General features: G+C 63.5%; 18 protein-coding genes. 11 read left to right on the top strand and 7 right to left on the bottom strand.

Annotated features, from left to right (window positions below):
* The first annotated feature begins 132 nt into the window (after positions 1-132).
* Together QE394_RS05200 and QE394_RS05195 are read left to right on the top strand one after the other, a co-directional pair.
* Positions 133-1434, top strand: coding sequence for a hypothetical protein (locus QE394_RS05200; RefSeq protein ID WP_349033926.1), 1302 nt, complete (start codon positions 133-135; stop codon positions 1432-1434).
* Positions 1435-1438: 4 nt separating this feature from the next.
* Positions 1439-1720 (top strand): hypothetical protein, encoded by a 282-nt coding sequence (locus tag QE394_RS05195; RefSeq protein ID WP_349033925.1) that lies wholly within the window; start codon positions 1439-1441, stop codon positions 1718-1720.
* Between the two features lie 1054 nt (positions 1721-2774).
* Here the strand turns inward: QE394_RS05195 and QE394_RS05190 are convergent.
* On the bottom strand, positions 2775-3059 hold the full coding sequence (locus QE394_RS05190; RefSeq protein ID WP_349033924.1) for a hypothetical protein: 285 nt from the start codon (positions 3057-3059) through the stop codon (positions 2775-2777).
* 215 nt (positions 3060-3274) lie between these two features.
* Here QE394_RS05190 and QE394_RS05185 point away from each other — a divergent pair, with 215 nt between their 5' ends.
* The 6 genes from QE394_RS05185 (at position 3275) to QE394_RS05160 (ending at position 7795) form a co-directional block, all read left to right on the top strand.
* On the top strand, positions 3275-4204 hold the full coding sequence (locus QE394_RS05185) for an ATP-binding cassette domain-containing protein (protein WP_349033923.1): 930 nt from the start codon (positions 3275-3277) through the stop codon (positions 4202-4204).
* On the top strand, positions 4204-5442 hold the full coding sequence (locus QE394_RS05180; protein ID WP_349033922.1) for an ABC transporter permease: 1239 nt from the start codon (positions 4204-4206) through the stop codon (positions 5440-5442). The genes QE394_RS05185 and QE394_RS05180 overlap by 1 nt, the downstream gene beginning before the upstream one ends.
* Positions 5439-5870 carry a hypothetical protein gene (locus QE394_RS05175; RefSeq protein WP_349033921.1) on the top strand — a complete coding sequence of 144 codons (432 nt, stop codon included), beginning with the start codon at positions 5439-5441 and terminating at the stop codon, positions 5868-5870. The genes QE394_RS05180 and QE394_RS05175 overlap by 4 nt, the downstream gene beginning before the upstream one ends.
* Positions 5867-6358, top strand: coding sequence for a hypothetical protein (locus QE394_RS05170; protein ID WP_349033920.1), 492 nt, complete (start codon positions 5867-5869; stop codon positions 6356-6358). The genes QE394_RS05175 and QE394_RS05170 overlap by 4 nt, the downstream gene beginning before the upstream one ends.
* Positions 6359-6600: 242 nt before the next feature.
* Positions 6601-6840 (top strand): hypothetical protein, encoded by a 240-nt coding sequence (locus QE394_RS05165; RefSeq protein ID WP_349033919.1) that lies wholly within the window; start codon positions 6601-6603, stop codon positions 6838-6840.
* Positions 6841-7201: 361 nt separating this feature from the next.
* Complete coding sequence (locus QE394_RS05160) at positions 7202-7795, top strand: hypothetical protein (RefSeq protein ID WP_349033918.1); 594 nt, start codon at positions 7202-7204, stop codon at positions 7793-7795.
* A gap of 875 nt (positions 7796-8670) precedes the next feature.
* Here QE394_RS05160 and QE394_RS05155 read toward each other — a convergent pair.
* The 4 genes from QE394_RS05155 to QE394_RS05140 all read right to left on the bottom strand — a co-directional run bounded on the left by QE394_RS05155 (position 8671) and on the right by QE394_RS05140 (position 10506).
* Positions 8671-8832, bottom strand: coding sequence for a hypothetical protein (locus QE394_RS05155; RefSeq protein WP_349033917.1), 162 nt, complete (start codon positions 8830-8832; stop codon positions 8671-8673).
* Entirely contained in the window at positions 8832-9473 is a 642-nt protein-coding gene (locus QE394_RS05150; RefSeq protein WP_349033916.1) for a hypothetical protein, read from the bottom strand. Before QE394_RS05150 ends, QE394_RS05155 begins: the two co-directional genes overlap by 1 nt.
* 144 nt (positions 9474-9617) lie before the next feature.
* Positions 9618-10157 carry a hypothetical protein gene (locus QE394_RS05145; RefSeq protein WP_349033915.1) on the bottom strand — a complete coding sequence of 180 codons (540 nt, stop codon included), beginning with the start codon at positions 10155-10157 and terminating at the stop codon, positions 9618-9620.
* Positions 10158-10206: 49 nt separating this feature from the next.
* Positions 10207-10506 carry a hypothetical protein gene (locus tag QE394_RS05140; RefSeq protein WP_349033914.1) on the bottom strand — a complete coding sequence of 100 codons (300 nt, stop codon included), beginning with the start codon at positions 10504-10506 and terminating at the stop codon, positions 10207-10209.
* Between the two features lie 62 nt (positions 10507-10568).
* Here QE394_RS05140 and QE394_RS05135 point away from each other — a divergent pair, with 62 nt between their 5' ends.
* The 3 genes from QE394_RS05135 to QE394_RS05125 all read left to right on the top strand — a co-directional run bounded on the left by QE394_RS05135 (position 10569) and on the right by QE394_RS05125 (position 11988).
* The gene (locus tag QE394_RS05135) at positions 10569-10967 is read left to right on the top strand and encodes a hypothetical protein (RefSeq protein ID WP_349033913.1); all 399 of its coding nucleotides are present in this window, start codon (positions 10569-10571) and stop codon (positions 10965-10967) included.
* 57 nt (positions 10968-11024) lie between these two features.
* Positions 11025-11423 carry a DUF4259 domain-containing protein gene (locus QE394_RS05130; RefSeq protein ID WP_349033912.1) on the top strand — a complete coding sequence of 133 codons (399 nt, stop codon included), beginning with the start codon at positions 11025-11027 and terminating at the stop codon, positions 11421-11423.
* Positions 11424-11529: 106 nt separating this feature from the next.
* Positions 11530-11988 carry a hypothetical protein gene (locus QE394_RS05125; RefSeq protein WP_349033911.1) on the top strand — a complete coding sequence of 153 codons (459 nt, stop codon included), beginning with the start codon at positions 11530-11532 and terminating at the stop codon, positions 11986-11988.
* Here QE394_RS05125 and QE394_RS05120 read toward each other — a convergent pair.
* Both QE394_RS05120 and QE394_RS05115 read right to left on the bottom strand, forming a co-directional pair.
* Positions 11962-12672, bottom strand: coding sequence for a helicase associated domain-containing protein (locus QE394_RS05120; protein ID WP_349033910.1), 711 nt, complete (start codon positions 12670-12672; stop codon positions 11962-11964). The genes QE394_RS05125 and QE394_RS05120 overlap by 27 nt on opposite strands.
* Positions 12662-13246, bottom strand: a complete 585-nt coding sequence (locus QE394_RS05115; RefSeq protein WP_349033909.1) for an SMI1/KNR4 family protein — start codon at positions 13244-13246, stop codon at positions 12662-12664. Before QE394_RS05115 ends, QE394_RS05120 begins: the two co-directional genes overlap by 11 nt.
* Positions 13247-13275: the final 29 nt, after the last annotated feature.

Raw genomic sequence — 13275 nt, 5'->3', positions numbered from 1 at the left:
TGCCCACATTCTTACACCCCCGTCGAAAAGTACACACCCCCACCCCCATCGATTCACCCCCTGTGACGCCCCCAAATGGAAAACAAAGCTGCTCGGCACAAGCCGGGAGTATCTAGAAAGGATGGATGAGCAATGACGGATTTTGAAAGTCTCGAACGCGAATTTCAGGGCTATCGGGAGAAGGACGTCGACGGGCGGGTGCAGCGCGAACCGGCGCGGATTCCGTTGAAGGACAAGGTGACGTCGGTTTTCGGGCTGGGCCCGGTGGCCCCGCTTCAGATCGTAAAGGCCGTGGCGGTCGTCGATGAGGCTAATCGTGTGGGAGTGCGTGACGGTGGGCATCTGACGCACGCTGAGCGGGTGGTCCTTGCCCGGCCGGTGAAGCAGGCACAGGACACTTTGGAAACCCAGGTGAAGGGTCTCATCGAGAAGAAGATCGACTCGATTAAGGATTTGTACGCCCGGATCAACATCATCAACGATCACCTTGTCCGGATCACGGAGGTTCGCCTGGTCGGGCCGAACGGGGAGCAGCTGACCCCGGAGGAGGCCCAGGACGCCCACGACACCCTTCGTGACCGTGTGGTGCGGGAAACCAATGAGGGGTCCAAGAAGCACCACCTTCGCAGGGAGGGCCGCGGCACCGGGTTTAAGGAGCTCCTCCTGATCGGGATCGACCTCCCGATCTTCGTCTACGCGATGTGCTCGCTGTTGAATGTGAACCTGAGGCTGCTGGTCACTGGTGACGTGCCCACTCTGATCAACTTCACGGTAGCTGTTATCTTCGGTCTGCTTGGCACGGTCCTCTTCGCCAAGCTCATGCGCATGATGGGCAGGCGGCACCGCCGTTTCAAGGGCGCCGACTCCTCGGTAACGGCTGACACCGTTACCGCCCGTCGGAGGTTGCGCACTGAGCAGGGTGTCACCCTCTTCATCCTGTCCGCCGTCGCGTTCGTGATGGGTGCCCGCGTCTACAGCGAGGGCACGGAGGCCGACGCTGACCCTGCTCTGGTTTTGGCGCTGTCGGTCATGCTCGCGCTTCTGGTCGCGGTCTCCGGCTACATCAACTACCAGGGCGAGTACGAGAACGGCTCCGACGAGACTGATCGGGTTGCGCACCTTTCCGGCCAGCTCTCCGGCTACACCACCTACGTCGAGGGTCTGCACAACCAGCATGCCGTGCTGGTCGAAGCTGCTGGCAAGGCCTGCGCCACGCTGGCTCGGATGATCGTCATGGCCAAGGAGCAGGCTACCCACACTGTGTCTACCAGTACGCCCTACAAGACCGTCTCCATCGCCCGCTCCTACGCCGGCGTAACTGAGCCGGTTGTAGTCCCCGAATTCACCAGCGAGGCGCTTCAGGAGACCCAGAAGCAGGCCGCCGACCTGGCCAGCCACCACAAGATCCTCACCCAGCACAACAAGGAGGCCTGATCCCATGTTTGGAATTCCTAAGAAGTGGACCGAGGCCGGCGGACGCGCCGCCGCCGGCCTGGGGGCCGCCGCTACTCTTCTCGGCTCCGGTGTTCCCGCCGTAGTCAAGAGCAACACCGACCTCACCAAACAGCTCACTGATTACAGTAAGGACGTTCGTCTCCCGGAGACCAAACGGGACATTGACCGGTCCATTGGCAGCGGAGGCCGCGTCAACAATGCCTACCGGCTTGCAGGAATCCAGCAGGTTAGTAGCAAGGAATTGAAGAACCTCAAGAAGAAGTAGCGGTCTTCTTCTCATTGCTACTAGTAAGGGACCGTTGTCAGCCGGCAGCGGTCCCTTCCGGTGGCTAGCTCTGTTAGCGGCTGAGGTCCTGTGCCTGTTTCGGTATGCCAGTGGCCGAACGGGTTTTGCGGTCCGGGGATGCTTTGCGGTGAGTTGCGGAGAGGGCAGCCGCGGGCGGGGTGGCTTCGTTGCGGTCCGCGGTGAGTCTGGCCTCTACTGCTTCTCTGTCTCCAATGTGCTCAAGGCTTTTCGCGAGGGCTTCCCTGCGGTCGGCTGAGTCGTACGTCGCAGCGGCTTCGTCCTTCAGCTGCTCGGGCTGGGCGTTGTCGCCATCGACGTTTTGTCGTTCGGCTTTGTCGGAGCGTTCGGCTTCTGCGAGCAGCTGTGCGACCTGGGCATTTTCTCCCGCCGCCGTTGTCCCTTCTTCCTGGCTCTGGGTCTTTGCTCGTGCCGCTTCGTGTAGTGCGGCTGCACCGTCTGCACCCGTTGCAAGGGTGTTGACGTCGATTCCGTAGCGTTGCTGTCTGGTGAATGCGGACGATGTCTTCTGCTTTGGCGTTGTCCCACCAGCGGGTATCCAGCGCGGGTCCGAGTTGTGCGTGCGGCGGCGCGCTCGCCCTCGAGGCGGGCCATCAGTTCGCGTCCCTCTTGGTCCTCGGCTGCTGCGGCCTCGCGCGCTGACTTTTCTCGTGCCCGGGCCATTTCTTCACCGATTCGTCCCGCGGCGGTCAGGCCTGTACTGAGCATCTTTTCTACAACCTCGTCCAAAGTCCGTCTGATTCGCTCATGCTTTACCTTCCTGGTGCTATCGCTCGATGTCCGGGCGGTCGTTCCCGGTCCGGGTGGTTGTCGGGGTTCTCGGGCGTTCATACTTGGGTGGCAGGACCGATCCTGGCTTGTTCATCGGCGCCAGTCCTTCGCGTGCCCGGCGTACCGTTTCTACCAGCTCGGCATCCACCCACCGGCGAAGGGGTAACGGTCGCTGCTTCCTGATTTCCCGCAGTCGCAGGAAATGCTTGACGGCGGGGGATGGAATCGTGGACATGATGGGCCTTTACAGTCCTGCCAGGGGAGCAAGGGCCTGCAGGTCGGCGGCCAGAGTAGCCATCTCCGGCGTCGGTGCCGGCGCCTGCCGGTCCGCCTCCCCGAACCACTTGTGCCAGACGGCAGCCACCACCTCAGCCGTGACGAACTCTCCGGCGGCCAGAAGGTGTGTGAATTCTTCCGTTTCGGGGTCGTACTCGTCGTTCGGAGCGCCCAGGTCCAGGACGCCGAGAAGGTCGTGGGAGTTTAGGCACGAGGATACGGCGTCACGAAGGCGGGCTTGGGCAGTGGTCATGGCGAAAGTTTAGGAGCAAACAGGGCGATTGTCGGACGACTTCCGGGGAGCCAGTGGTGGCTGTATGGACTCGACGAGACTTCACCACCGGCTCCCTGAACATTAAGGTAACTGCCTTGGGTGGACTAAACCATAGGCTGATGCCCCTACTCGCCGCACCTCGCCTACGCATGCCTGCCAGCGACGGACCCACCTGCCAGAGATAGGCTGACACCATGACGTTGGGGGACGCGGTGGAGCCGCTCGTACACATCAAGGACTTCCGGATGGATTTCGGGGACACGACGGTCATCCGGGACCTCTCGTTCGATGTCAACGCGGGGGAGACGTTCGGTTTCCTGGGCTCGAACGGGTCGGGGAAGACCACGACGTTGCGGGCCCTGCTGGGCATCTACCAGCCCACCGCGGGGACCCTGCACATCGGCGGGAAGGTCTTCCAGCCCCGCGACGGTGCCCGGCTGGGGTACCTGCCGGAGGAGCGCGGACTCTACAAGAAGGAATCGGTCCTGGATGTGATGGTCTACTTCGGCCGGCTCAAGGGACTGTCCAAGGCCGCGGCCCGGTCCTGGTCGGAGTCGTACCTGGAGCGGGTCGGGATCGGTGACAAGGCCAAGGTCCGGCTGGATAAGCTCTCCGGCGGCCAGCAGCAGAAAGTCCAGCTCGGGGTGACGATCATGAACAGCCCGGAGCTGCTGATCCTGGATGAGCCGACCAAGGGTTTTGACCCGGTGAACCGGCGGCTGCTGATGGACATCATCGAAGAGCACAAGCGGGCCGGGGCGACCGTCATCATGGTCACCCACCAGATGGAAGAGGTCGAGCGGCTTTGCGACCGGGTCATCCTCCTCAAGGACGGCGTGTCCCGGGCGTACGGCACGGTTGAGGAAGTCCAGGAGGAGTTCGGCGGGACCGTCTACCGGGTGGCCTACGAAGGCGTCCTGCCGGTCTCGGGCCTGTTCGACGTCATCTCCGACAGTGACGGGCGCGCCGAGCTGGCACCGCGGCCCGGGGCGGGTGAGGCCGCGGTCCTGCGCGAGCTTGTGGAGTCCGGCGCCGGGATCCGGTCTTTCGCCCCGGCGCGGATTTCCCTGGACGAGATTTTTATCAAGGTCTACGGCGAGCAGAACGAACTGGCGGAGGCGTAATGGCACTGGCACGGCACAACCTCGGCACCGTCGTCGCGTTCGAATTCGTCCGCACCATCAAGAAGAAGGGCTTCGCCATTGCGACCCTGGCGATCCCGGTGATCCTGATCGTGGTCTTCGCCCTGGTGTTCGCGTCCAACGCCAGCACCAGGGACAGTGCGGAGGCGCAGAAGAGCGCCCGGTTCTCCTTCACGTACAGCGACGCCTCGGGCATCATCATGTCCCCGGGCGCGAAGGTCGCCGGCGGGACCTACACCGACAACCCGGCGGCCGCCATCGAAGCCGTCCGGGACGGGACCAGCGAGGCATACTTCGAATACCCGGCCGACCCGACCAGGGAGCCGGTGAAGATCTACGGGGCCGACGTGGGCATGTTCGAGAACGGCAAGTACGAGGCCGTGGCCAAGCAGCTGCTGGAAGCCTCGGCCGAATACCAGGTCGGCTCACCGAAGCTGACCGCGGCCCTGACGGAGACCGTGAAGTTCGACGCCGAAACCTTCAAGGACGGTAAAGTTGCCGCCGGCATCGGCGGGGTCATCCCGCCGCTGCTGTTCCTGGTGGTCTTCTACATCTCGATGATCCTGCTCTCCAACCAGATGCTGAACTCCACCCTGGAGGAGAAAGAGAACCGGGTCACCGAGATGATCCTGACGACCCTGAACCCGACCACGCTGATCACGGGGAAGATCATCTCCCTGTTCGCCGTCGGGCTCGTCCAGATCCTGGTGTTCCTCGCCCCGGTCGGGCTGGCGTACCTGTTCTTCCGCGACTCCCTGGCCCTGCCGGACATGGACCTGTCCGCCCTGGTCTTCGAACCGGGCCCGATGATCACCGGGGCGCTGCTCCTGCTCGGCGGGTTCACCGTCTTCACCGGGGTGCTCGTCGCCATCGGTGCGGTCATGCCCACAGCGAAGGAAGCCGGGACCATCTTCGGCCCGCTGATGGCCATGATGTTCATCCCCTTCTACACATTCAGCCTGGTCATCTCCAACCCTGAAGCGCTTATCGTGCAGATCTTCACCTACTTCCCGCTGACCGCCCCGGTCACCGCCCTGCTCCGCAACGGCTTCGGCACCCTCAGCCCGCTCGAGGCCGGCATCGTCATCGCCGAACTCTTCATCGTCGGCATCCTCATCCTGCGCCTCGCCGTCCACCTGTTCCGGTACGGGTCCATCGCCTACGGCAAGAAACTCTCCATCGCCGGGACCTTCCGCCGCAACGAAATCGCCGCCAAATGAGCGACCCGGCAGCGATCGTCGACTCGTTCGTCCGGCTGACGTCCCGGTGCCTGGATGCCCTGCTCACGGTGTACGGAGGAAACGAAAGGCCGACGGTGTGGACCGGCCTGTGGCTCGTCCCACGGGATGGAAGTGACCCGGTCAGGTCCGGCGTCCTTGAAGGGGTGGGTTCCTTCCGCCTGCACGGCATCGGGTGCCGCTTCGAACTGGACACCGGTGAAGACGTGGACGTCGACTGGGACTGGGACGGGCGGACCGTGTTCAATTCGTGGCGGCTCCTGATGTACGCCCACTCGATCGGGAACGAGACCGTCACCGAGCAGGAACTGAGGGCTGCAGCGCACCAGGCACCGTCAGTGGTTACCCTGGAGGCGGACAAGTTCACCTTCTCGCACCGCCGGTACGACGTCACCAGGCCCGAATCATGAGGCTGAACATCAGCCGGCGGGCGGCGGTCACGACGCTGGGCCTTGTCGTGTGCGGCATGCTGCTGGCCGGCTGTTCATTGTTCGAGGTGCCCATACCCGCTAACGACGTGCAGGCCGCCGAAGTCGAAGGAAACTGGCACACCGACCACGGACAGGGGAAACGGACCCAGCTTGAACTGCGGCCCGACGGTACGGCGGACTGGACCGGAGTCCCAGACGGCGTCTTCGACGGTTTCGCGTCGACACTGAGTCTGGACTGGAACAGCCGAACGGATTACCACGGCACGTGGGCCCTTGAGCAAGACCAAGGCCCCGCCGGCGACGACTATCAGATTGTCCACCTCCGCATAGACATAGAGAACAGGCCCTGGGGGTATTGGCTCTATGTCATGGGACCTACAGATGGCAGAAGCCTGTATCAGTGGCTGGGCGACCCGGACAGCGCGGACCGGCTGACTTTCCGCCGCGACAGCAACGACTCCGCGTGAGCCCACCTGCACGCACACCAGTCACCCCGCACGGCGACGCGTACCGTGAGACGCGCGGCCGCACGTCAACCGGGCTGGTCTTGCCCGCAGGGGCCGTCATCGGCCTGCGGCATGCCTGTGGCCCAGACGTTGGCCTTGGACCCGGGAACCGGTGGTAACCCGGCAGGATGAGATGGCATTCTTTGTCTGTGCTGATTAGCAGGAGCGGGACCTGGTTATACGCGGGAGAAGTGACTATGCCCGTGGACATCGTCGGTCTGCCGTATGACTTTTGGTTTGGGCTGGCCCAGACCGATGAGCAGCTCGAACCCGGTGACGTGGCTCAACCGCTCGGCACTGAAGGGTTGCTCTACTACGTGAGGTTTCGCCATGCGGGAGAGACCGAGGAGCCCACCTGGCCGGATTCCGAGGGCCACGCGACCATTGAAGCTGCGGTCCGGAGCGCCGAGCAGCGCACCCCGAGTCAGATCATCTGGGCTTAGCCAGACTGGAAGAGCACCGAAACTTGCCGACAGAAGGCTGGCCATTCCGGTTCCCAACGTTGGCCGCGCCCGTCATCGCCCGTACACATAGAACATGCGCCAGGAACCCACGGCCAGCAGGAACTCGCCGGATCATCGCTGGACGCCGGTTCGCCTCCCTCGAAGGCCTCGGCGAGCAGACCGAAGTGGAAGCACGTCTCGCCGCACTCAAGCCCATAGACCGGAAAGCCATCGACTATTAGGGCATGGCGATCCGGTTGTTGAAGGTTCGATCAAGGATGGTCGAATCCCTTGCCTGGCCCGCTTGTCCCCGCTTGGATCGGACTATGAGGAATCAGCCCTACTCGAAGTGCGTCAGGGTATGAATAAGCCGGCATCTTCCGGTGAGACACCGCGGGGCGCATGGTCGGCTTGGAGAGACTGGGTCGGCGGGCACCCCATCCTGCACGCCGTCCTGGTCGGGATTGCCACTGGGTTCCTCTGGCTGGGCGTCAGTCTCATTCTTGGACGCAACGCGGGCTTTGCTGCGATCAATGGCATCTTCTACGGGCTGGCGGTTGCAGCAATGACACTGTTCGCGCAGAGGCGGTTCCGGAAGACCGACGCCAGGCTCGATGAGCGGGGGCAGGCGCTCATGTTCCTGCGGTATCCCGATGCGAGGCCCGGTTCACTAAGCACCATCTGGCAGATGGGCATCGCCGATCCGGCGCCGGGCCGGATCGACTTCCAACCAGCCGTCTACGAAGACCTTGTGCCAACCGGCCGCAGCAAGGCCCTGACCGGGATTGGCTCCATTTCAGCACCGCGGTATGCGCATCGTGAGGACAACCGGCATGATGTGCCGCCCGGTTTCCAGGTCGTCAGTGCCGAATCAGACGGCGGGCTAATCGAGATCGCGGCAAGACCAAAAACGCTCCAGAGGATCCGGGAGGCCATCGAGTCGTCAGCCCAGTAAGCCGCCATTGAAAGATCAGCTCAAACACCTTGCCTGTGCTTCGAACCGGTGCTTGGGTTTGTCCATGCCATCATCGGCGAAGGAACCTCAATGCGGCCACAGTGCGGCTTCCAAGGAGGAAGCCCGGGGCAGGCTCACCAGGCTCACATACTGGTCGGTGCCTTTCGTCATCCTCTTTGCGTTGCTGAACTTCGTTCCGAACATGCCGTTGCCGTGGAGGGTCGTGGTACTGGCGGTCGAAGCGGTCTTCGTCATCGTGTACGGGACAGCGGCGGTTCGGCTATCGCTATGGCAGCGCAATGAATACTGGCGAGAGAGGGGGAGGGACCCGAAGCGCCCGGAACGGTTCCCCGGCGACGGGCCGCCCCAAATTTAGAACAGGCTATTCTCTCTTGGCTGGCAGGTACCTTCTGCGTTGGATCAAGATCCGCACGATCCGGTACAGGCAGTAGAGGATTAGAAGCAGTGACAGGACTGCTATGACCGTGGCCGCCGGGAAGCCAATCACAGGGCCGAATTCACAGAAGCTTTCTCCGTAGCCTGGCACGTAGTCGACGCAGCGGCCCACCCAGAGGAGCGACCACGGCAGGAGAAAGAGGAGGACGACGACAATGCCAACAACCCAAGCCCACACCTCGGTCATCGGCCAGGAAGGCGCCCTCCGTTGCTTCACCGCTGGCGCCCTTGTCTGGGCAGTGCGGTAACCGCCTGCTGGGATCTTCGGCGCCCATGGACCCACATACCGGCCCAGAGTAGGACAACGAGCAGCAGCGTCTCGGTTCCGTTGGGGGCCAAGCTAATCACCGCCAGAACGTAGGGGAGCACGACGAGGATGAAAGCCGTCCCCAACAGCACCGTGAGCCAGCCCTGGACGCTCATTCCCGTGCTCTGTTGATGGACACCGGCTCCGTAGCCTTCTGCCGCCGTTCGTCGGCCTGGAGGATGCCGTCACGGACGGCGGCGCGGATGACCCCGTAGAGGACGTAGAAGAAGACGGCTGCGAAGACCATAGCCAGAGCCAGGGTGTCGAAGGGCATCACAATGATCCCTCTTCAGGCCAATACTTCTGGGTAGCTGCTGCGGCTTCATTGAGCTGCGCGCCGTCGAGGGTGATGGACGTTTCTTCCATCCCCATGTCGGTCCATTGAGCTACTAGGCGGAAGTCTCCGGCCGGGGGCAACGGCCAAAGCCAAAGACTGGCCTTGCCGGACATTTCGTCGTCCCCGCCTTCGCCTCCATTTCCTCGAAGGATGAGGACCGGCGGTTCCGGCTGCTGCCCACTTCCCGGAGGATAGCGGCCGTGCAGCGTTGAATCCGCCCGGGCCTTGGTCCCGTCGGCCAGCTGAACACCGAAGAGTAGCGCGGCGAAGGCCCGTCGTTCTATGGCCTGCATGCCGTGCGGGTGACCGAAAAACGCCCCATTCAGCTCAGCCCACGCTTTGTCGCTTTCCCCAGCGCGGCGCAGTGTCCACGTCAGGTCAAAAGAGCAGCCGGTCGAATACACCTTCGCCATCTCGACGGCCATGATGAAGCTCTGGCTGCGGTAAATGAACTCCCCGATGTGAACAACTGCAGGCAGTTCACAGGCCGGCGCACCCGCCCAGACCGGGGGAACGTACCTGACGGTCCTGCCGCGGCGGGGTTCTTCTGGTACGGGCAGGTCCTGGAAGAAGGTCATGGCATCCTTGGTTCGCTGACAGCGACCGACCAGCGGAACAACGGCCGCGGCCGTCGTGGATCCCCCAATCCGTCCTAACCCGGCCCATTCTAGCCGCGCTTACAGCGCGGCCATTAGCAATATCGCGGAAGTCCTTGCCTGAGGTCAGGCTGATTTAGAAGCTGCTGGCCCCAGGGTCCAGACGTTCGTTGGAGAGAAATCCATGTCCCACCCGGGAACGAGTCCGGTCACATCGAGGTGGTCGGGGTAGCTGGGTATGTCGTCCGGTAGGGCGGGGAGCCTGCCTGCGTAGAACTCGACGGATTCCGCCTTGATTATCAGATCCATCCCGTTGTTTTCTGCCAGAGGATTCACTTCCACACCCGTGGCTGACTGTTCTACGCGGCATTCACCCACTTCCCAAACCCGCTGGTCTGGGACTCCTCTGCGAGTGATTTTTTCCCACGTCACTCCTGTTGTCTTCCGGAAGATCATGACTCCACAGTTCAGGGACTGAATGTTGAGCTCACCGGGAAGATAGCACGAGCGTATCTCGAACAGGGCACCCACAGCCGAGTGGAGAACGTCTATGCGGACGTCCAAGAGTTGCGCGTCCTCGAAGATCCATCCAATGGTCAGTGGATTGTGTTCAGGTTCTCCGGGTAAGCCCAGTATCTGGTGAAGGAAGAGGTCCGAAAGCTTCATGCACCGAACTCTACGTGGGCAATGGCTTGGCGGGACGTCACCCTAGACCTTAGTCGCTCACGTCCAACAGTGACGGGTCGTCCCAGACGTCCACGTACCCGGGCGCGAGCAGAAACCGTGAACCGGGCGGCATCTGCAGGAGACTTTCAACCTGCGGGCAGCGCTCGACCAGGTGGGCTGGATGCCAGGGCTGGAAGAAGTCCGCGTCGGGCAACAATTCGCCGGTCCACACATACCAGCCGGAGGTGTTCGCCGCGGGCGGGTGCCGGAGCCCATGCAGCGGCCACTCCACTTCGCCGCTAATGACAGAGCGGGAAGCGCCAAGAACCTCCACCAGTTCATCCCCCATGCCTGCAATTGTGCCCTAACCGTGTTCCGCCGCCGGACCGTGCGCCCGGCTAGGGTGAGGCTATGCGACCGTCGACGGGATATGCACTCTCATCGGCGCTGGTGGCCGGTTCCCTATTGGCGGGCTGCGGGAATGTTTCCTGCGACACGATGATGCGGTACAGCACCCTGGAGCTGGACTTCACCATGTTTCCCCGAACCGCGGGTCTCGAATATGAGGTGACATGCCTGGACCGGGCCGACCAGGATGCCTGCACCCAGTACCAGGCAGGACACCGCTACAGTGCGGCGATGCACACGTCCGTGGCCATGCAGATCGGCGTCCGTGCCGTGCGGCTGACGGTCTACGAGACTGCGTCCCAGGCGGTCGTGGCCGACAAAACACTGGACCCCATCCCTTGGGATCCCCCGGTGAAGGATGGCCCGTGCGGCTCGCCCTCGAAAGCCGTATGGAAGTTCTAAGCGGGCACGATGTTCTCTGCCATAGTGGTGTCACCGGAAACCGAGAAGGGGCGATTGATGGGTGCATGGGGCTTCTTGCCGTTTGAGAACGACGACGCATTGGACTGGCTGGACGAGCTCGACGGCGGGGATACCGACGTCGTCCGCAGGGCAGTCACTGCGGTAGGGGATGGCTATGTGGAAGCCCCGGAGGGCTGTATTGCCGTTGCGGCCGCCGAGGTCATCGCCGCCAGTCAGGGTACGCCGCCGGGAGAGCTGCCGGAGAACGTCGCCGACTGGGTGACTGCTCACGGGCGGGGGATCACCGCCGACGACGTGGAGCTCGCCCTGGAAGCCGTCCAACGGGTCGCGGGGGAGGAGTCCGAATTGGCTGAACTTTGGGACGACGCCGACGAACCCGAATGGCGCGAGTCCGTCGACGACCTGGCCGAGCGACTGCGCGCTGCCCTGCGGTAGCCGCCGGCAAACGAGGGGGGCGACGGTTTGATGCGCGGGTGCTCGCCCAGCGCCGCGGTGACGCGAGGACAACGGCCCGCCGTATCCATGTCCCCATGAACCTGTGATGAACCAACTGCGCTTTCGCACCGAAACCACCCGGAACGGTGTCGGTGCGCTCACACCTGAGGTGGACGGAGCATCACTTACAGCACTGGTGCGCTCATACGAAGAACAGCGCGGCTATTCACCTGCCGGCGAATACGACGGTATTGTGCCCGAACACTTCAACTTCGGCGACCTGTCGCTCTACTACCTGGGGATTGAGGCCAACCAATGGCCACAGCCCGGCGAAGCCTGGCTTTTGGGGTGCGAATGCGGAGAAGCCGGCTGCTGGCCCCTCGCAGCGCGGATCACTGTCGAATGCAGCCTCGTGGTCTGGTCCAACTTCAAGCAGCCCCATCGGCCGGACTGGGACTATGCGAACTTTGGTCCGTTCACATTCGACAGACACCAATACGAGCAAGCGGTCGCGGACGGAATAGCACGGGCAAAGCCTTCAGCCCTGCCTCAGGAGGGCAGCTGACGAAGATGGCTGGCTCTTAGACCCACCCCGCGGTCTACCCTGCCTCCAGCCCGGGACGCGGTCATTGAGCAGTGCTTCCCTCGCGGCGGTCAGCCGGCCGGCCCGGTCGTCGATGCGCTGGGTGTGCAGCCAGACGCCCAGGGTCCGTTCTTCCTGGTCGTCGGTCTTCTGGTGCCGGGGCAGATCGTTGCCGGCGGCCAGCCAGGCGGCGACCTCGTTCAGGCGCCGGTCCCAGCGGGCGGCGTCGTCGGCCTGCTTCGTGGGTGGGTTCCGCCAGTTCGGGATCTCGTCCAGCGCCGCAGCATAGTCGGGGGAGGGGATGCCAGCCGCGGCGTCCTCCCGGCGGCGGGCCAGCCAGATCGCCAGCGCCCGTTCCCTGGGTGTGCGCTTAGTGGGCAGGCGTCCCTCGGCCCGGTACAGGGCCAGGACATCGTCCAGGTTCCGCCGGCCGGCGGCGGTGACCCGGGTCGCAGGCCGCGCAGCAGCCCGGTGAGCGGCTCGAAGGCGGGGATCCTGTTTGGCGGCGACGGCCAGGTGATACCGGACCGTGGTCTCGGCAACCCGGGCGGCCGCGGCGATCGTCGAAGTCGGGGTGCCCTGGCGGTACATCTGCACCCATTCCGGGTCGGGGGCGGTGCGTTTGACGGATGTGACTCGCCTCCCGTCTGCGCGGTTAGTAGGCATCCCAGCCCCGCGCTTCCGGGTTCATCGTCCGTCCCAGTTGTGCATAGGCGTCGTCATCCGCGTCCAGGTAGCCGGAGGGGTGCAGGAAGAAGATTCCCCGGTTGAAGGCCTCAACGAAGGTCTCGAACATCGACGAAACGGACAGGTACAGCACGGGATGTTCTGGTTCGCCCAGCATGAAGTGGCGTACCTGCCCCCAGCTGCCTGGGGTGCCGGAGCAGTCCACCACGATGAAGTCTCCACCCCCATTCGCCAGCAGCGGCAGCCACGCCGGGTCCCACCGGGTGTCGTCGCGGAAAACTGCATGGTTGGCGAGCGTCTCGTCGAGGTTGGCGAAGTAGAAGCCCGGGATGATGTGGATGTCATCGAGCATGGCGCCGGGATAGTCCAGGGTTCCATCGCGCCACGCGTAGAGTCTGATGACATCGTCGGGCAAGGCAAGTCCGGCGATGACGGCTTTTTCAAGCAGGACCCGTTCAGGCAGACCGGCCTGCAGCACTCCGGTGACGGGCCGGCTGAGACTGGAGAGATGCCCGAGAAGCTCCGGCAGGGAGTTGTCGAGATCAGCAGGCATAGGTCGAACCTAGCAGCTGCAGTCTCCGC

It is taken from the genome of Pseudarthrobacter sp. SORGH_AS 212, from assembly GCF_030818145.1.
GTDB lineage: Bacteria > Actinomycetota > Actinomycetes > Actinomycetales > Micrococcaceae > Arthrobacter.
Note: the sequence above shows the minus strand (reverse complement) of the source record. Positions and strands in the feature narration are given on the sequence as shown.